General features: G+C 73.5%; 14 protein-coding genes. 9 read left to right on the top strand and 5 right to left on the bottom strand.

Going from position 1 to position 16,624, the window contains the following annotated elements; all coding sequences use genetic code 11:
- Positions 1-58: 58 nt before the first annotated feature.
- Positions 59-3,466, bottom strand: a complete 3,408-nt coding sequence (locus ABZT47_RS32935; RefSeq protein WP_354850980.1) for a BTAD domain-containing putative transcriptional regulator — start codon at positions 3,464-3,466, stop codon at positions 59-61.
- 129 nt (positions 3,467-3,595) lie between these two features.
- Here ABZT47_RS32935 and ABZT47_RS32930 point away from each other — a divergent pair, with 129 nt between their 5' ends.
- The 4 genes from ABZT47_RS32930 (at position 3,596) to ABZT47_RS32915 (ending at position 9,972) form a co-directional block, all read left to right on the top strand.
- A complete protein-coding gene (locus tag ABZT47_RS32930; RefSeq protein WP_354850977.1) occupies positions 3,596-4,135 on the top strand; it encodes a YbhB/YbcL family Raf kinase inhibitor-like protein in 540 nt (179 codons plus the stop codon).
- Between the two features lie 183 nt (positions 4,136-4,318).
- The gene (locus tag ABZT47_RS32925) at positions 4,319-6,412 is read left to right on the top strand and encodes a hypothetical protein (protein WP_354850974.1); all 2,094 of its coding nucleotides are present in this window, start codon (positions 4,319-4,321) and stop codon (positions 6,410-6,412) included.
- Positions 6,413-6,544: 132 nt separating this feature from the next.
- Positions 6,545-8,773 carry a SulP family inorganic anion transporter gene (locus tag ABZT47_RS32920; protein WP_354850971.1) on the top strand — a complete coding sequence of 743 codons (2,229 nt, stop codon included), beginning with the start codon at positions 6,545-6,547 and terminating at the stop codon, positions 8,771-8,773.
- Positions 8,774-8,955: 182 nt separating this feature from the next.
- The gene (locus tag ABZT47_RS32915; RefSeq protein ID WP_354850968.1) at positions 8,956-9,972 is read left to right on the top strand and encodes an NAD-dependent epimerase/dehydratase family protein; all 1,017 of its coding nucleotides are present in this window, start codon (positions 8,956-8,958) and stop codon (positions 9,970-9,972) included.
- A gap of 30 nt (positions 9,973-10,002) precedes the next feature.
- On the opposite strand, the gene ABZT47_RS32910 is transcribed toward ABZT47_RS32915, so the two are convergent.
- A complete protein-coding gene (locus ABZT47_RS32910) occupies positions 10,003-10,884 on the bottom strand; it encodes an NAD(P)-binding domain-containing protein (protein WP_354850965.1) in 882 nt (293 codons plus the stop codon).
- A gap of 96 nt (positions 10,885-10,980) precedes the next feature.
- Between ABZT47_RS32910 and ABZT47_RS32905 the strand changes: the two genes are divergently transcribed.
- The 5 genes from ABZT47_RS32905 to ABZT47_RS32885 all read left to right on the top strand — a co-directional run bounded on the left by ABZT47_RS32905 (position 10,981) and on the right by ABZT47_RS32885 (position 14,392).
- Positions 10,981-11,322 (top strand): helix-turn-helix domain-containing protein, encoded by a 342-nt coding sequence (locus ABZT47_RS32905; RefSeq protein WP_354850963.1) that lies wholly within the window; start codon positions 10,981-10,983, stop codon positions 11,320-11,322.
- Between the two features lie 99 nt (positions 11,323-11,421).
- Positions 11,422-11,727, top strand: coding sequence for a cell division protein SepF (locus ABZT47_RS32900; RefSeq protein WP_354850960.1), 306 nt, complete (start codon positions 11,422-11,424; stop codon positions 11,725-11,727).
- Positions 11,728-12,076: 349 nt separating this feature from the next.
- Positions 12,077-12,307: a hypothetical protein gene (locus tag ABZT47_RS32895; protein WP_354850958.1), complete on the top strand. Its 231-nt coding sequence runs from the start codon at positions 12,077-12,079 to the stop codon at positions 12,305-12,307.
- A 2-nt stretch (positions 12,308-12,309) separates the two neighbouring features.
- Positions 12,310-12,792 (top strand): Clp protease N-terminal domain-containing protein, encoded by a 483-nt coding sequence (locus ABZT47_RS32890; RefSeq protein WP_354850955.1) that lies wholly within the window; start codon positions 12,310-12,312, stop codon positions 12,790-12,792.
- Between the two features lie 388 nt (positions 12,793-13,180).
- Complete coding sequence (locus ABZT47_RS32885) at positions 13,181-14,392, top strand: serine hydrolase domain-containing protein (protein WP_354850952.1); 1,212 nt, start codon at positions 13,181-13,183, stop codon at positions 14,390-14,392.
- 144 nt (positions 14,393-14,536) lie between these two features.
- On the opposite strand, the gene ABZT47_RS32880 is transcribed toward ABZT47_RS32885, so the two are convergent.
- From ABZT47_RS32880 to ABZT47_RS32870, 3 genes are all read right to left on the bottom strand, one after another.
- Positions 14,537-15,106: a hypothetical protein gene (locus ABZT47_RS32880; protein ID WP_354850949.1), complete on the bottom strand. Its 570-nt coding sequence runs from the start codon at positions 15,104-15,106 to the stop codon at positions 14,537-14,539.
- A 439-nt stretch (positions 15,107-15,545) separates the two neighbouring features.
- Entirely contained in the window at positions 15,546-16,415 is an 870-nt protein-coding gene (locus ABZT47_RS32875; RefSeq protein WP_354850947.1) for an alpha/beta fold hydrolase, read from the bottom strand.
- Entirely contained in the window at positions 16,412-16,600 is a 189-nt protein-coding gene (locus ABZT47_RS32870) for a hypothetical protein (RefSeq protein WP_354850944.1), read from the bottom strand. The genes ABZT47_RS32875 and ABZT47_RS32870 overlap by 4 nt, the downstream gene beginning before the upstream one ends.
- Positions 16,601-16,624 lie beyond the last annotated feature (24 nt).

Here is a 16,624-nt window from a genome sequence, read left to right as displayed (position 1 = left end):
GCAGAGGGCCCGCCACCCGCTCGCAGGAGCGTCGGGCGGGGACGTCGGCGCGGGTGGGTCAGGGGTCGGGGGCTAGGGCGGGGGGTGGGTGCAGGTGGCGGTCGAGAAGGGTGCGCAGGGCGGACGGGGGCAGGGCGCGGCCTCGTTCGTGGGCGAGCCGGTACTCCTTCGAGCCGAGCGCGGTGACCGCGGCGCCGGCGATGCGGACGTGGTCGTGGCCGACCACGTCGTCGAGGCCGCGTACGCGGGCGGCGGCCCCGAGCAGCATCGCGGCGGCCGTGGCGTCCTCGCGCACGACCAGGCCGGCGACGGCGATGAGCGCCAGGCCGAGCGCCCCTGCGTCGTGCGTCGACCAGGCGAGGCGCAGCGCCTCGGCGTGCGCCTCGCGGGCGGCCTTCGGCTCGCCTTCCTGTTCGGCGAGCAGTCCCATGGACGAGTGCAGCAGGGCGCGGAACGGCGCGGGCATCAGGTCGTCGGAGGCGCGGGCCAGGGCCCGTTCGTAGTGGAACCGGGCCAGCGGCAGGTCGCCCTCCTCGCGGGCGAAGTCGCCGCGCACGCTGTGCACCCCCGACTCCGCCATGAGGTCACCCGATGTGCGGCAGGTGTCCATCGCGCGGTCGAGCACCGCGTGGGCCGCGGCGCGGTCGCCTGAGGCGTGCAGGGCCATCGCGAGCCGGGTGCGCATGTACGGGGTGTCCTCCACGGCGCCGATCTCCTCCACCAGGGTCAGCGCCTCGCTGATCGTCGTGATGGTGGTGGCGTTGTCCCCACGCAGCGTGCTGACCTCGGCCAGGGCGGCCATGGCGGTGCTGACGCCCCATCGGTCGCCCACGTCGCGGAAGCCTTCGAGCGCGGCCCGCACATCCGCCTCCCCCTCGGCGAGGCGGCCGGTGTTGTAGCGCAGGTGCGCGCGCAGCAGGTGGGCGGAGGCCACCACCCACGGGTCGGGGTCGCCGAACATCTCGCTCAGCAGCCGCCCGGGGCCTGCGGCGTGCGTGACGAACAGGGCCAGCACCGGCTCGGCGAGCGAGAGCATCGCGGGCCAGGGACGCACCACCGACGACCTGGCCAGGCGCAGCGCCTTCTCCAGAACGTCCCCGGACTCCCGCCACTGGGTGGTGCCGCCCGCCATGAGGATCCCCTGGACGGCCATGGCGACCGCCCGTTCGCGCGGCCCGGCGTCGTCGGCCCCCTCCACCAGGGCCATCACCTCCGCGGCCCTCTGGGCGCCCTCCGTGCGGCGTCCCATGAGGAACCAGTACCAACCGAGCGCGCCGACCAGCCGGAGCGCGAGGTCGCGGCCGTCCGCTCCGACGGCCCAGCGAAGCGCCGCAGTGAGGTTGTCGTGCTCGGCCGACAGGCAGGCCAGCCATTCCACCTGGTCGGCCCGGCGCAGCCGCGGCTCGGCGGTCTCGGCCAGAGCGGTGTAGAAGCGGGCGTGCGCGAGCCGCACGCCGGGCTCCTCGCCCGACTCCGCGAGCCGCTCGGTGGCGTACGCCCTGATGGTCTCGAGCATCCGGTAGCGCTCGTCGTCGAAGGCGACGAGCGACTTGTCGACCAGCCTGCCCAAGGTATCGAGCACCTCGGCGCGGGTCAGCACGCCGTCCGCGCACACCGTCTCGACGGCCTCGAAGGTGGCGCCCCCGGCGAAGACGGCCAACCGGCGGGCGAGCACCCGTTCGGGTTCGTCCAGCAGGTCCCAGCTCCACTCGACGACGGCGCGCAGGGTCTGGTGGCGGGGCAGCGCCGTGCGGCTGCCGCCGGTGAGCAGGCGGAACCTGTCGTCGAGGCGGTCGGCGATCTGGCCGGCCGACAGAGTGCGCAGGCGGGCGGCGGCCAGTTCGATGGCCAGCGGCATGCCGTCCAGTTCGCGGCAGATGCGCGCGACCGCCTCGTCGTCCGGCGTGTGGCCGGGGCGGGCCATGGCGGCGCGGTCGGCGAACAGGCTGCGGGCGTGCTCATGGTCGAGCGGCGGGACGTGCCACAGCAGCTCGCCGCCGATGCGGAGCGGCTCGCGACTGGTGGCCAGGATGCGCACCTGGGGGCGGTCGGCGAGGATGCGGTCGGCCAGCCGCGCGGCCGCCTCGACGACGTGCTCGCAGTTGTCCAGGATGATGAGCCGTTCTCCGGGGCCGAGGGCGGCCACCACGGTCGCGGTCAGGTCCGCCGTCTCGAACGGCACGGGAGCCTGCGCGCGCATGGGGGCGCGGCCGGTGTCGCGCAGGCCGAGCGCGGCGAGCACCGCGCGCGGCACGTCCTCGGGGTCACGCACGGGCGCCAGCTCCGCCAGCCAGACGCCCGCGGGCGTCTGGCTGGCCAGCCTCTCCCCCGCCTCGACGGCGAGGCGGGTCTTCCCGGCGCCGCCGGGGCCGAGCAGGGTGACCAGGCGATGGCGGCCGAGCAGTTCGGCGGCGTGTCTCAGATCCTTGTCCCGGCCGACGAAGCTGGTCAGCCGGGCCCGCAGGTTGCCCTTCCGCGCCCCCGTCCCACCCGGCTCGTTCCCCTTGCCGCCATGACCGGCCACGCCCAGCGCGCCGGCCGCGACACCGCCACCGCCACCGCCGTGAACACCGTCACCGCCCTGAGCGACCACGGGCGGCGAGCCGCTGGCGACACCCCCGTCTTCGCCTCCGGCGGCGAGGTTCATCGCAGCGGCCTCGGTTCCGGCGGTTCGCCGGGGTGGTGCGGCGGGTTCTCGGTGGGTGCCGCGGAGCATGGACAGGTGGAGGGCGGCGAGGGCGGGCGAGGGGTCGGCGCCGAGGTGGGCTGCGAAGGTGTCGCGGGCGGCCTGGTAGGCGGCGAGCGCCTCCACGCGGCGTCCGGCCGCGTACAGCGCGCGCATCAGCAGGCCGTGCGGCCGTTCGCGCAGCGGGTGGGCGGCGATGAGCGCGGGCAGCTCGGCCGGCAGATCGGCGTGCCGCCCGAGCAGCAGGCCGGCTTCGGCGCGGTCCTCGACGGCGGCCAGCCGCAGCCCCTCGAGGCGGGCGATCTGCGAGGCGATCTCCGAATCGGCCTCCCCGGCGCCCGTGAGGTCGGTGAGCGCCGGGCCCCGCCACAGCCCCAGGGCGTCTCCGAGGATGTCCGCGGCCCCGGCGGCCTCTCCGCGAGCCAGGGCCTCGCGGCCTTCGGCGGCCAGACGGACGAACCGGTGGACGTCCACCTGATCCGGAGATATAACCAACCGGTAACCTGACGCTTCGGCGGCCACCAGATCGCGTCCCAGGGCGGCTCGCAGACGCGAGACGAGCGCCTGCAGAGCGTTGCCCGCGCCGCTGGGCGGGCCGGTGTCCCACACGGCGGAGACGAGCATGTCGACAGGCACGGTGCGACCGGCGCTGAGCAGCAACGACGCGAGGAGGGCGCGCAGCCGCCGCCCGCCGATCGCGAGCGGCGCGCCGTCGTGAACGACCTCCAGCGGGCCGAGCAGCGCGAAGCTCAGGCGCGTCTCGGGCGCCGCCGCATCCATGCCTCGATTGTGGCCGATCACACCGCTTCGCGGCGCCGCCCATTCCGGCGATGGGGTCAGGCCACCCCCGGAACGCGCGTAGCATCAGCGACCATGGGGCTGCCGAGAAACACCGTGCGGATTGGACGCATGGGACACCGACGCATCGCCGTCGCCGCGGCGACGGCGGTGGCGCTGTCGGCCGGTTGCGGCATCGTGGGCGGCGGCTCGCCCACCGAGAACTCGCTGGACGGGCTCAGCGTCTCGAGCCCGCGCTTCCGCGACCAGGCGCCCCTTCCTTCGGAGTTCTCCTGCACCGGGCAGTCGGGCAATCCGCCGCTGCGCTGGTCGGGCGTGCCGCAGAAGCAGACCAGGTCGATCGCCCTGGTGGTCGACGCCACCAACGCGCAGGGAGCGGTGGAGGCGCATTGGGTCCTGTTCAACGTCGACTCGCTCACCACCGAACTCGCGCCGAACAGTGTGCCCAAGGGCGCGCTGCAGGGGCTGTCCTCCAACGGCAAGGTGGGTTACGCGCCTCCGTGCCGTCCTGACGACACCTACCGGTTCAGCGTGTACGCGCTGAACGCCGAACTCGCTCTCAAGAACGGCGCCGGGCTCCGCGAGACGCTGGAGCAGATCGCCCAGCACACGATCGCGCGCGGGCGGCTCTCGGCGGCGCACATCGAGTGACATGCTGAGCACCGCAGGTAGTAATGGATACCGGATCTTCTCGTAGGGTGTGACAACGCTCATAGTGGTCGGACAGAATCAGATGCAATCCTCGAGCGCAGGTGGTCAACGGGGGCAGATCGCGTCGATGGCCGCGCGGTCTCCTCAGCGCCACTGGAAGGCGATGGCCATGAAGGTGGTGCAATGATCGCGGTCATTTTCGGCCTGGTCGCCGTCGTGCTGCTCGTACTGATGGTCGTTGCATTCGGCATGCGGTCCATGAACCGCCGCGAGAGCAACCTTCCTCCAGAGCGCCTGGAGAAGCTCGCCAAGCAGGCGGAGGACCCATCGGCCAAGCGTCCCGGCCGTCCCGCCGAGGAGACGTTCTTCGAGAGCTTCCCCGAGGGCTTCGACGCCTTCACCGAACCCGAGCGCGCCACCGCGCGGCTGCGGCCGGGCGGCAGCAAGGCGGGCGCCCGTCCCGCCGGGCGGCCGGGCGGCCGTCCCGCTCCGCGCGGCAAGCAGGCGTCCTCGCGCGGACGCCGCGGCGTGGACGAGTGGGGCGACGCCGACGACTACGACGACGACTACTGGACGCGCGTCCGCGCGGACGACGGCGCCTTCGGCGGCACGATCGCCGCCCGGGTCGGCGCGAGCCGTCCCGACGTCGCCTCCCCGTCCTCCGATGCCAAGCCCCCCGCGCCGAAGGCGAAGGACGAGGTGGACGCCAACGCCGCCACCGTCCAGGCGCCCCTTCCCACCCGCTCCCCCGGCCGGTCGGGCGTGGCGGAGCCCTCGCGCGCGAGCGCGCCGCCGTCCTCGGCGGGCGCGGCGGCCACCGACCGCACGGTCACCTTCTCCGCCCCGGTCCCCGCGCCGTCCTCCCCGGCCGCGCCGCCCGCCGCGGTTCCGGCCGCGTCGGCGGCCGACGTCCTGGGCGCCATCGGCTCGGCCCAGTCGCCGGCCCGCACCCGCCGCGGCTCGCGTCCCGACCCGGCGGACCCGCTGGGCATCACCGACCCCGGCCGCGCCAAGCCCCGGCGGCGTCCGGAGTCCGGCGGCGGCGACCCCGGCCGTCCCGCGGCCCCGGGCCGTCCCGCCGAACCGCGCAGGCGCACGGGCGCGGGCAGGCCCGCTGAGGCCGGGCGCGCCGCCTCCGGCCGTCCCGAGCCCGCGCGTTCGGACCCGCAGGCCACCGGCCCCCGGGTCGACCCGCTCACCACCCAGCCGCGCATCGACCCGTTGTCCACCGGGCCGCTGGCGGGCGCGCACCCCACGGGGTCGCTCGCGAACGACCCGCTGTCCAGCGGCCCGCTGTCCGGCGGCGCCGCTTCCCGTGACCCGCTGGCCTCCCGTGACCCGCTGAGCTCGCGCGATCCGCTGGGCGGCTCGCCCGCGGGCAGGGCGCCGTCCGGCGGCGCCGTGTCCGGGGCGGCGACGTCCCGCGGCCCGCTGCCCACCGGCCCGGGGTCCCGTCAGACCGGTTCGGGCTCCGCCGGGTCGCGTCCGGGCGGCCCCCCGGACGGCTCCCGCGCGGCGACCGGCCCCTTCGACGCGGGCCGTTCCTCGACCGGCTCCTACGAGGCCCCCCGGGCGGGTGGCTCCCCCCGCGGCACCGGCCCGCATCCGGCGTCCGGTTCGTTCGGGGCGGCGGGAGACTCCCGCGGCTCGACCCCGAACTCCGCCACCGGCGAGTTCCCCGCCTCACCGGCGGCGGACCAGTCGTGGCCGGCCCGCCCGGCCTACCCCGCCGCCGGCTCCTACGACATCCTGGACGGGCCCGCGTCCTCGGCGGCTTCCTCCGGCGAGACCTGGAAGGCGTCGGACTACCAGCTGCCCTCCTACGACGGGTACGCGGCGGGGACGCCGGCCGGGCCCAGCGCCCCGTCCTACGAGGTGCGCCCGGGGTGGGCGACGATCGACGACTCCGACGCGGCCGGCGGGCCGACTCCTCCGGCGGGCATGCCCACCGGCTCCTCACGCGGCCCCCAGGCGTATGACGCCCCGGCCGACCGGCCGTCCAGAGGCGACGACGCGCGCCCGGGGCCGGGCGGGCAGGGGCAGGGCCACGGCGGCGGCTACGAGGCCGATCGCGCCTCCTCCTCCGGCGCCACGTCCGGGTCATGGGCGCAGCCCCGGCAGAACAACACCGGCGGCAGCTGGCCTTCCTACGGCGAGCTGTACGGCACGGCGGCGGGCGGCACCGAGGACCCGACCATCCAGTCGTCGAAGGGCACGCCGTCGCGTGGCGGCCACCGCCGGCCTACCGACACCGACTATCCCGACTATTACCGCTGATCACTCAGCATTCCATCGGTAGATGGAAAACGCGGCGGCCAAAGCCTTAATCGGCCGGCCGCCGCGTCGTATGGTCACAGCATGACCGGGCATACAGAATGTGACGAGAGTAAGACTCAGCGTATTCGATCGATGCTCCGGCACGACCTTCCGGCCTCGCTGGTGGTCTTCCTGGTCGCCATCCCGCTCTCTTTGGGCATCGCCGTCACCAGCGGTGCGCCGCTGATCGCGGGCCTGGTCGCGGCGGTGGTCGGCGGCCTGGTGGCCGGGCCGCTCGGCGGGTCGGTCGTCCAGGTCAGCGGGCCCGCGGCCGGCCTGGCCCTTGTGGTGTCCGAGCTGGTGCGCACCTACGGCTGGCGCGCCACCTGCATGATCACCCTGATCGCGGGGGCGCTGCAGGTCGTCCTCGGCGCCTTCAAGGTGGCCCGCACGGCGCTCGCGGTGTCGCCCGCGGTGGTGCACGGCATGCTCGCCGGGGTGGGCGTGGTGATCGCCCTGTCGCAGCTCCACGTGGTGCTCGGCGGGCAGCCGCAGCGCTCGGCCGTGGAGAACATTCTGGAGCTGCCCGCGCAGATCGCCGACAACCACAGCCACGCGGTGGCGGTGGGCGTGCTCACCATCGCCCTTCTCGTCCTGTGGCCGCGCCTGCCGCGCGTCAACGTGGTCCCGGCCCCGCTGGCGGCGCTGTCCATCGCCGCGCTGACGGCCGGCCTGCTGGGCTGGGACGTCGCCCGCGCCGACCTGTCGCGGGGGTTCACCGACTGGGCGACGCCGGCGCCGCCCACGGGCGACTGGCACGGCATCGCCGGAGCCGTGCTGCTGGTCGCGCTCCTCGCCGGCGTCGAGTCGCTGCTCTGCTGCGTGGCGGCCGACCGCCTGCAGGACGGGCCGCGCGCCAACCTCGACCGCGAGCTGACCGGCCAGGGCCTGGCGAACCTCGTCTCGGGGGCGCTCGGCGGCCTGCCCGTGGCGGGCGTCATCGTCCGTACGACCACGAACGTGCGGGCGGGGGCCCGCTCCCGGTGGTCGGCGACCCTGCACGGCGTGTGGGTGCTGCTGTTCGCGGTCTGCCTCGGGTGGTGCGTCACGCTGATCCCGCTGGAGGCGCTGGCGGCCCTGCTGGTCTTCATCGGCGTCCGCATGGTCAACCTGGGCACCGTCCGCGGCCTGCACGGGCACGGCGAGCTGCCGATCTACGTGCTGACCATGGGGGCGGTCGTCGTGGTGGGCCTGGCCGAGGGGGTGCTGCTCGGCCTCGGCCTGGCCGCGCTGTTCGCCCTGCGGCGCCTCACCCGGGTGTCGATCCAGGTGCGGCTGGAGCCGGACGACCGCTGGCACGTCGTGGTCACCGGGTCGCTGACGTTCGTGGGCGTGCCGTCCCTGACCTCCAGCCTGCGGGCCATCCCGGCGGGCGCCGCCGTCGATCTCGACCTCAACGTCGACTTCATGGACAACGCCGCCTTCGAGGCCGTGCACGGCTGGCGTCTGGAGCACGAGCGCGGCGGCGGCACCATCGCCATCGACGAGATCCACGACCAGTGGTACACGACGGCGGCCGCGAGCGGGACGCGGGTGTCGGCGGCCAAGACGCCGCCGCGAGCGCCGGATCGCTGGTGGCTGCCCCGTGCGTACCGGCGGGGCGGCCCGCTGTCGCGCATCCCCGTACGGCACGGGCAGACCTGGGTGCCCTCCCGGGAAGGCGGCGACGAGACCGGCCCGCACGGGGGCGCCGTGCCCGACCTGCTCGCCGGCACCGCGGACTTCCAGCGGCGCACCGCTCCCCTGGTACGTCCCTTCCTCAACCGCATGGCGCGCACGCAGGAGCCCTCACACCTGTTCATCACCTGCGCCGACTCCCGCGTGGTGCCGAACCTGATCACCGCGAGCGGTCCCGGCGACCTGTTCACGGTGCGCAACATCGGCAACCTGGTGCCCCGGCACGGCGCGGCCCCGCCGGACGACTCGGTGGTCGCGGCCATCGAGTACGCGACCGCGGCGCTGAACGTCTCCACGATCACGGTGTGCGGCCACTCGGGGTGCGGGGCGATGGCCGCGTTGCTCTGCGGGGGCGAGAACATCGGCGCCCTGCCGGGCCTGGGCAACTGGCTGCGGCACGGCGACCACACGCTCGCCCGCTACATCCTGTCCGACCCCGCCGGCGAGGACCACGGGCCGCTCGACCGGCTGTGCAGGGTGAACGTCGCCCAGCAGCTGGACAACCTGCGCACCCACCCGTCGGTGGCCAGGCTGGTGGACTCCGGGCGGGTGCAGCTCGTCGGCCTGTACTTCGACATCGGCGCGGCCCGCGTGCACGTCCTGGACCGCGAGGGCTTCTCCCCGGTGACCACCTGCCCCCGCTGACCGGGACAGGCCCACCGCGGCGCGGACGGCCCAGGGCGACGCGCACGGCCGGCGGGCGCCGCCCGCGGCGGACGGCCGGCGGTGATCGCTCACGGTGAACGGCGCGCTCCGGCGGCCGGCCGGAGATCCGCTCACCGTGAAAACGTGCGGCGCGGCGGTCGCAGGGGGCGACAGTGGTGGACATGAGGATTCTGGTGATCGGTGGCTCGGTGTTCCTCGGCCGGGCCATCGTCGAAGAGGCGCTGCGCCGCGGCCACGACGTCACGACGTTCAACCGGGGGCGCTCTGGCGAGGACCGGCCGGAGGTGACGGCCGTCCGGGGCGACCGGGAGGTCCCCGACGACCTCCGGGCGCTGGCGGCGGGCCGCGAGTGGGACGCCGTCGTGGACGTGTGCGGGTACACGCCGAAGGTGGTCGCCGAGTCGGCCCGCGCCCTGTCCGGCCATGCCGGCACCTACACGTTCATCTCCACCGTCTCGGCGATCTCCAGCTACCCCGCGCAGCCGGCCGACGAGTCCTCGCCGTTGTGGGAATGCTCGCCGGACGCCGGCCCGCAGGACGGCGACTACGGGGTGCTCAAGGCCGGGTGCGAGCGGGCGGTCGAGCGCTACTTCGAGGGCGCCGCGCTGATCATCGCGCCGGGGCTGATCCTGGGTCCGTGGGAGAACGTCGGCCGCCTGCCGTCGTGGCTGCTCCGCATCGCCCGCGGCGGCCGTGTGCTGGCCCCCGGCGACCCCGAGACGCGCATGCAGCTCATCGACGCCCGTGACATCGCGGTGTTCACCCTCGACCAGACCGAGAAGGGGGTGAGCGACCGGTTCATCACCACCGGCCCGCCCGGGAACACCACCTTCGGGCGGTGGCTGGCCGAGTGCGCCGAGGTGACCGGCTCGGACGCCGAGCTGGTGTGGGTCGACGACCGCTTCCTCGCCGGCCAGGACGTGCAGCCGTGGGTCGAGCTGCCGCTGTGGCTACCGGCCGAGCCCGACGCGGCGGCCGTCTGGAAGATCTCGGCCGGGAAGGCCGAGGCCGCGGGGCTGCGCTGCCGTCCGGTGGCCGAGACCGTGCGCGACACCTGGGACTGGATCAAAGGTCACGACGAGGCTGCCCTGCGGGCCCGCTACCCGCGCTGGAGCAGCCACGGTCTCGCCCCCGACAAGGAGGCGGCCCTCCTCACCGCCTGGGCGGCCGCCAGGTGACCGTCCCTTCCACGGCGGGCGCGCGGCGTCTCAGCGGGTGAGCAGGTCGATCACGCCCGCGGTGCCCTCGTCCCCGTGGCCGCCGGCGAGGCGGCGCTCCATCAGGGCTGTGAACGGGGTCAGCAGCTCGGCGCTGACCCCCTGCTCCTCGGCCGTGCGCAGCAGCGTCGCGTTGCCCTGGACCATCATGGCGAGGCTGGAGGTCACGCCCTTGGCGTAGTCGCCGCTCTCCAGCTGGTCGGCGACCCGGTAGGCGTAGGGGGCCATGGCGGTGAGCCAGCCGACGAGCAGCGGGGCGAACTCCCTGGGCGGGAGGCCGCCCCCGCGGATCAGCGCGAAGGAGTGCGAGACCCCGGCGAACATCCCGGTCATCGCGCTCAGCAGGGCCACGTCGTGGAGGGCGGCCAAGCCCGGGTCCTGGCCGACGTACCTGGTGCCGGCGGGTACGGCCAGCACGTCGTGGTGGGCGTCGAAGACCGCGCGGGACCCGCTGTAGAGGACGTAGCCGCCCGATCCGGGCACGCCGATCATCGGCGGAACCGCCATGACGCCGCCGTCCAGGAAACGGGCGCCGCGGTCCTCGGCCCAGGCGGCGCGGACGCGGGCCTGGGCGGGGGTGCCGGTGGTGAGGTCGACCAGGTCCTTGCCCCGCAGGTCGGCGCCGGCCAGGGCCTCGTCCACCGAGGCGTGGTCGAGCAGGCAGACGACGACGAGACCGCTCGCGGCCACGGCGCCGGCGGCCGTCCGCGCGACCGCCGCGCCCTCGGCGGCGAGTGGCGCGGCCCGGCCGGAACCGCGGTTCCACACGGTCAGCGGATGCCCGGCGGCCAGCCAGGCGCGGGCGAGCGCGGAGCCCATGGCGCCCAGCCCGAGGAGGGTGAGCCGGGGCTTGTCAGAAGTGTCGTCATCCATGGCGATTACACTTGCGACCGCCCCCGGAACGATCAAGTACGCACTGTGAAGTGGGTGGTTACGCCGGGGTAAGGGAGCAGGCGGGAGGGATGGACCATGACGACCGCGCGGAGGCCGGGGGCGTACGTGTGCGGCATCGACGCGGCGATGGACGTCATCGGCGGCAAGTGGAAGGTGCTGATCCTCTGGGCGTTGAACCAGCGGCCGTGCCGCTTCGGCGAGCTGCGCAGGCTGCTGCCGGGGGTGAGCGAGAAGGTGCTCGCCTCCCATCTGCGGGAACTGGAGGCGGACGGCGTCGTGCACCGGGAGGCCTACGACGAGGTGCCGCCGCACGTCGAGTACTCGCTGACCCCGCTGGGCGTGTCGCTCAACGAGGCGCTGGCGCCGCTCGGCGCGTGGGGCCGGGAGAACGTGCTCGGCGGAGTGCCCACGCACTAGTGCAGAGGTATGACGCCTCTCCTAGTCACTCCGCCGCTGTAGAGGGGTTTTGACCGATGTGATCGCTACGGCCGGTCTGCGGGTGTTAGCGTCGGCGACGTGGCAGACGTGGAGACCGGCGGTCCGGACCAGCACGAGAAGCCGAGGGCCTTCACCAGCCCCAGGCCCGACATGTCGTACGTGAAGACGCTGCGCCCACAGGACTACAACGAGGTCCTGTACGTGGGGCATTTCTTCCGCAAGGGCATGCCGGTGGTCATGGACCTCACCGGCATGTCGGACGCCGACGCCAAGCCGCTGGTGGACTTCGCGGCCGGGCTGGTCTTCGGCCGGCGCGGGGACATGGACCGCATCGCGCACAAGGTCTTCCTGCTGGTGCCCCCCGGCATGGTCATCAACGCCTGACCCGTTGCCGCGCCGGAGCCCTCCGGCCCGGCGGTCATGACACCTCCTTCTCGGCAGGCCGGCTTCGCCGCACGGCGATCTCTTCGGCCGGCCGGCTGCGCCGCACGGTGATCCCGGCGGCCGTACCGCCGCCGGCGGCGGCGCCTTGGCGCCCCTTCCGGTGGCGGCGCCGTACCGCGATCTCTTCCGGGGCCTGCGCCGCACCGCACCGTGATCTCGTGGGCGGCCGCGCCGTGCCGCGATCTCTTCGGCGGCCGCGCCGTGTCCCGATCTTCTCTGGGGCAGCAACGTTCCGGCATCAAGCAACTCGGGTTGACTAAGAGGGAATTAGTCAACTACGGTTGCTTACATGTCCGGTGTTGAGAACTCCGCGTCCCGGGAGCCCGCCGACGCGCTGGCGGCCGTCGCCGCCCTCAGGCGCCTCGCCGACCAACTCGAGGACGCCGCCGTCGAACAGGCGATGCGTGAGGGCTGGAGCTGGCCGCAGGTCGCCGAGGCGCTCGGAGTGACGCGCCAGGCCGTCCACAAGAAGCACGCCAAACGGCTCATCGAGGCCGGCGTCCAGCTGAGGAGGCGCTGAGGATGTCCAGCACGTTCGACAAGTATCTCGCGACGATCATGGAGGAGGGGGCGCGCGAAGCTCGCCAGGCCGGGTCGGGGACGATCGAGGCGGAGCATCTCCTGCTGGCCATCGCCGCCCAGGGAGAGGCCACCACCCGTCAGGTCCTCGTGTCGGCCGGCCTGGACCACCAAGCGATCCGCGACGCCCTGCTCCGGGAGTTCGAGCACAGCTTGAGCGCGGCGGGAGTGTCCCTCGGGGCCTTCGATCTCCCCCGCCCGAGCCCCGCCTCCAGGCTCCCCTCGCAGCTCGGCGCGTCGGCCAGGCTCGTGTTCGAGCGCATGATGGGAACTTCCCGCAAGAAGGACCTGCGACCGGCACACCTGCTGCTCGGCATCCTGCAGGCCGAGGTCGGCACGGTCCCGCGCGCGCTCACCCTCGCGGGCGTCGACCGGCACGCCCTGGCGGCCCAGGTACGCCAGACGATCATCGGCCAGGACGACTGACCCCCACCCCACCGACACATAACACCCGACGCCCGTTCGACCGCCCAGACCGACGCGCACCCCACTCTCCCACCGCGACGCGCTGAGGCACGTCCTTCCCCCACACCAGCCCCCGCCGCGACGCGCCAATGCACGTCCCGCCCCCACACCAGCCCCCGCCGCCGCGACGCGCTGAGGCACATCGTTCCCCCACACCGGCTCCCGCGGCGACGCGCTGACGCCGCGCCCCTCCCCGTGAGCGGCCGGCCCGTCGTCTTCCCGCCATCCGGGAGCACACCGCCACCGCAGGCGGCTTCGCCGTGCCCTCGTACAGGGCCTCATGACGCGGTCCGCCGATCCTCCGTCCGGGCCCAGGCGGCCCGCCCCCTATCCCAGAAGGAACGAACCCATGCTCACACGCGCGACCCGCGTCCGCCTCGGCCTGCTCATCGCCGGGACGACCGTGGCGAATATCGCCATGATGACGCCGTCTCCCTCGTCCGCCTCCTCCGGCGCGGCCACCCATGAGCACGCCGCGCTCCAGCGCCTGCTCGACCGGGCCGTGGCCGTGGGCGGCGTCCCGGGCATCCTCGCCGAGGTCAGGGACGGCGGACGGCACTGGTCCGGCACGGCGGGAGTCGCCGACACCGCGACCGGCCGCGCGCGTCGGGCGCGTGACCGGTACCGCATCGGCAGCACCACCAAGACGTTCGTGGCCACGGTGATGCTGCAGCTGGTGGCCGAGCACAAGGTGAGCCTGGACGACACCGTCGACAGGTGGCTGCCCGGCGTGGTGCGCGGCAACGGCCACGACGGCGGCGCGATCACCGTCCGGCGGCTGCTCGACCACACCAGCGGGATCTTCAACTACACCGACGACCAGGCGGCGCTGAGCCGGTACCCGAGCCCCACCCCCGAGCAGCTCCTGGACATCGCGATGTCCCACCCGCCGGCCTTCGCCCCCGGGACGAGCTGGGCGTACTCCAACACCAACTACATCCTCGCCGGGCTGATCATCGAGCGGGCGTCCGGCGGGACGCTGGCCGACGAGATCGCCACGCGGATCGCCCGCCCGCTGCGCCTGGCCGGGACATACCTGCCGCGCGGCGCCGACCCGGTGATCCACGGGCCGCACTCTCAGCACTACACGAAGAAGTTCCAGACCGGCCCCGACGCCGTGGTCTACGACGCGACCGAGATGGACACCTCACTGTTCTGGGCGACCGGCGCCATGATCTCCACGGCCGGCGATCTGAACCGGTTCTTCCGCGCGCTGCTGTCCGGACGGCTCCTGCCCGCGGCGCAGCAGCGGGAGATGTTCACCATGGTCCCCACCAAGGACTGGATCGCCGGCAGCGCCTACGGCCTGGGCATCTCCTCGGTGACGCTGTCGTGCGGCACGACGGTGTGGGGCATGGGCGGGGCCCTGTTCGGCTCGTTCTCCTACACCTACGGCACCCGCGACGGCGAGCACATGCTCGCGATCAACGTCAACGGTGACTGGACCGACGGCGGATGGGAGGACCCGATCGGCATCTTCACCGACGCCCTGGAGGTGGAGTTCCGCCCCGGCGACTCCCGGGCGCCCCGGCGCTCCATGGAGCCCGCCGACCCCGCATAGACGCCGCCGGGTTCCCGGAGCACGCCCGCCGTCCTCGCGAGCACATGCACCGGCCCCTCATGTGAAGGCCCGCCGGTACGACGGTGCCGCATCCGGGACGCCCCGGATGCGGCACGCGCGTTCGCTCCATCAGCCCGCGCGGGCCTAGAGCGGCGGAGTGAGTTCCACGAAGGAACCGCAGTTGCCCGGCCAGGCCGGGTTGTTGCCGGTGCCGGGCGTGGGGTTGACGGTGCATGCCGTCTGGCGGATCAGACCGGTCGTGCTGAGCACCGTGACGTGGAGGGTGTTCCCCATCACCGCGAGGCTGACGTCGCTGGCGTTGCCCGGATATCCCGGCAGCGTGGAGAGGTCATGCCAGGGCGGGGTGGTTCTCGGGTCCCGGACGAACGTCGGACCGTTGCCCTGGGCGTAGCCCACGAACTTGTTGTTCCCCTGGAACGCCGTGTCGATCCCGGCGCTGCGCCCGGGAGTACCGGGGGGACCGGGAGGACAGTGCTTGCAGCACTTCTTCTTGCCGTCCTCGTCGCCGTCGCCCCCGCGGGCCTTCTTCTGGGCGACGACGGCGACACCGGTGGCGGGGGCGTGGGCCGGCGCGACGTGGTGCGCCTGGTGCCCCGGGACGCCCCGCGTCTCCGTACCGGCCTGCGCCATGGCCGGGAGCGACAGCGCGAGCACTCCACCGGCGATCGCGGTCGCGAACGCCACAGTGAACACGCGCTTACCTATGAAAGGACCTGTTTCCCGAGGAATCACTCGGTTCCCCCATATCGCTTGAATTCCGATGAATCGGACTATTTCCGTGCCACCGCGGCAGCACTGCGACCAGGGAATACCCATTCAGCGAACCAGCGACGCCGCAGCGGCACACTGATAGGAAAAACAGACGAACACAATAAAGAAAAGAAACCCGACTCCAGGGTCACGTCATTCCGGAATACCCATTAGGCGGGAATCCGTCCGCTATCGAGGACTTCGGCGGCTTTCCCGTTATCGGCGACGATGACCCGCGGCCGGCCCCGCCCTTGACCAGGCGGCATGCCGGGAACGCCCTGACACGAGGAGCTCCGAACCGCCCACGCCTCCACCGTCCCGTCCGAAGGTGCGAGCCACCCACGAGGATGGACGCCGATACTGTGGACGCCATCGGTGACCACTATTGCGCGCCGAAGAAATCGCCCAAAGCCGCCCCCACGCGCTGCGGGTCTCCGTCGTCGTCCGGACCCGAATGCCCAAGGCCCGGGAACGAGACACGTCGCGCATGCGGGAGCACAGCGGAAAGCGCGTCCAGCGCGACGCGGAAATATGCCGGGCTCTTGGCGCCGTCGAGCAGCAGAACCCGCGCGTCGAGCGCCGCGTAGTCCTGCACCGTGTCAGCCATCTCCCGGATTATCTGCATATCGAAGCGCTGCGTGGGGACGAGCGCTTCGATCGGTACCTCGTCTTCGGGCACATCGCGTCGCAGGCGCGAGCCGGCCGCCATGAGCGGCACAAGAAGCGATCGCGGAACTCGATCGAACACCGGTTCGGTGCCCAGGCCCTTCAGTACTGTGACCAGGGCGGAGACGATCTTGCCTGCGGCGATCTCGCGATGGAGACGCGGCACCCAGTCCATCGGCACCGAGCCGCCGACGGACAACGGAGGTTCGTACAGGGCGACCCGATCGAGTGCGGGGATGGCCGGCGCCGCGCGCAGGGTGATGAGCGCTCCCGAGCTCAGGCCGAAGATCCGCGAGGCCCCGGTCGCCGCGACCAGTGCCCGCAGGTCGTCGACCTCGCGCAGCACGCTGAAGTGGTCACCGTGGGGTCCGCTCAGCCCGCGTCCCCGCCGGTCGGGCACATAGACGGTGAAGTGGGCCGACAGGGTGGCAGCGAGCCTCGTGAAGTGTTGCGATGCCTGCATGCCACCGTGCACGAGGATCAATGCGGGGCCGCGGCCGCGTTGCCGGTAGCCGATCGTCGTCCCGTCGGCGGAACGAACCTGGCCTTTGCTGTAGTCGCGCGCGCTCTGGGGAGAGGTCTTCACGGTGTCACCTCATGCGCGGCCGGGACGAACCCCTTCTGCGCCTGCTTGCCGACCTCCACGGCCGCGTTTCCGCGCTCCAGCAAGTCCTCCCGGTACCCCGCCCGCTCCGGGAAGCGATCGGTGAGCGGCGTGCGCCCCATCGCCCCGCACAGATCCGCGTCGGCTGACGGCCTCGAGCTGATCATCACCGGCGCCGCGGTTCTCCCCGC

This window comes from Sphaerisporangium sp. NPDC005289 (genome assembly GCF_040607455.1).
GTDB classification, from domain to species: Bacteria; Actinomycetota; Actinomycetes; order Streptosporangiales; family Streptosporangiaceae; genus Sphaerisporangium; species Sphaerisporangium rhizosphaerae.
This window is presented reverse-complemented; position numbering and strand designations above follow the sequence as displayed.

Excerpts from the sequence above, each read along its gene's own strand:
- ABZT47_RS32925 (WP_354850974.1), top strand. The coding sequence starts at position 4,319 with ATGATCGCGGTCATTTTCGGCCTGGTCGCCGTCGTGCTGCTCGTACTG.
- ABZT47_RS32915 (WP_354850968.1), top strand. The coding sequence starts at position 8,956 with ATGAGGATTCTGGTGATCGGTGGCTCGGTGTTCCTCGGCCGGGCCATC.
- ABZT47_RS32905 (WP_354850963.1), top strand. The coding sequence starts at position 10,981 with ATGACGACCGCGCGGAGGCCGGGGGCGTACGTGTGCGGCATCGACGCG.
- ABZT47_RS32930 (WP_354850977.1), top strand. The coding sequence starts at position 3,596 with ATGGGACACCGACGCATCGCCGTCGCCGCGGCGACGGCGGTGGCGCTG.
- ABZT47_RS32885 (WP_354850952.1), top strand. The coding sequence starts at position 13,181 with ATGCTCACACGCGCGACCCGCGTCCGCCTCGGCCTGCTCATCGCCGGG.
- ABZT47_RS32910 (WP_354850965.1), bottom strand. The coding sequence starts at position 10,884 with ATGGATGACGACACTTCTGACAAGCCCCGGCTCACCCTCCTCGGGCTG.
- ABZT47_RS32895 (WP_354850958.1), top strand. The coding sequence starts at position 12,077 with ATGTCCGGTGTTGAGAACTCCGCGTCCCGGGAGCCCGCCGACGCGCTG.
- ABZT47_RS32890 (WP_354850955.1), top strand. The coding sequence starts at position 12,310 with ATGTCCAGCACGTTCGACAAGTATCTCGCGACGATCATGGAGGAGGGG.
- ABZT47_RS32870 (WP_354850944.1), bottom strand. The coding sequence starts at position 16,600 with ATGATCAGCTCGAGGCCGTCAGCCGACGCGGATCTGTGCGGGGCGATG.
- ABZT47_RS32920 (WP_354850971.1), top strand. The coding sequence starts at position 6,545 with ATGCTCCGGCACGACCTTCCGGCCTCGCTGGTGGTCTTCCTGGTCGCC.
- ABZT47_RS32935 (WP_354850980.1), bottom strand. The coding sequence starts at position 3,466 with ATGGATGCGGCGGCGCCCGAGACGCGCCTGAGCTTCGCGCTGCTCGGC.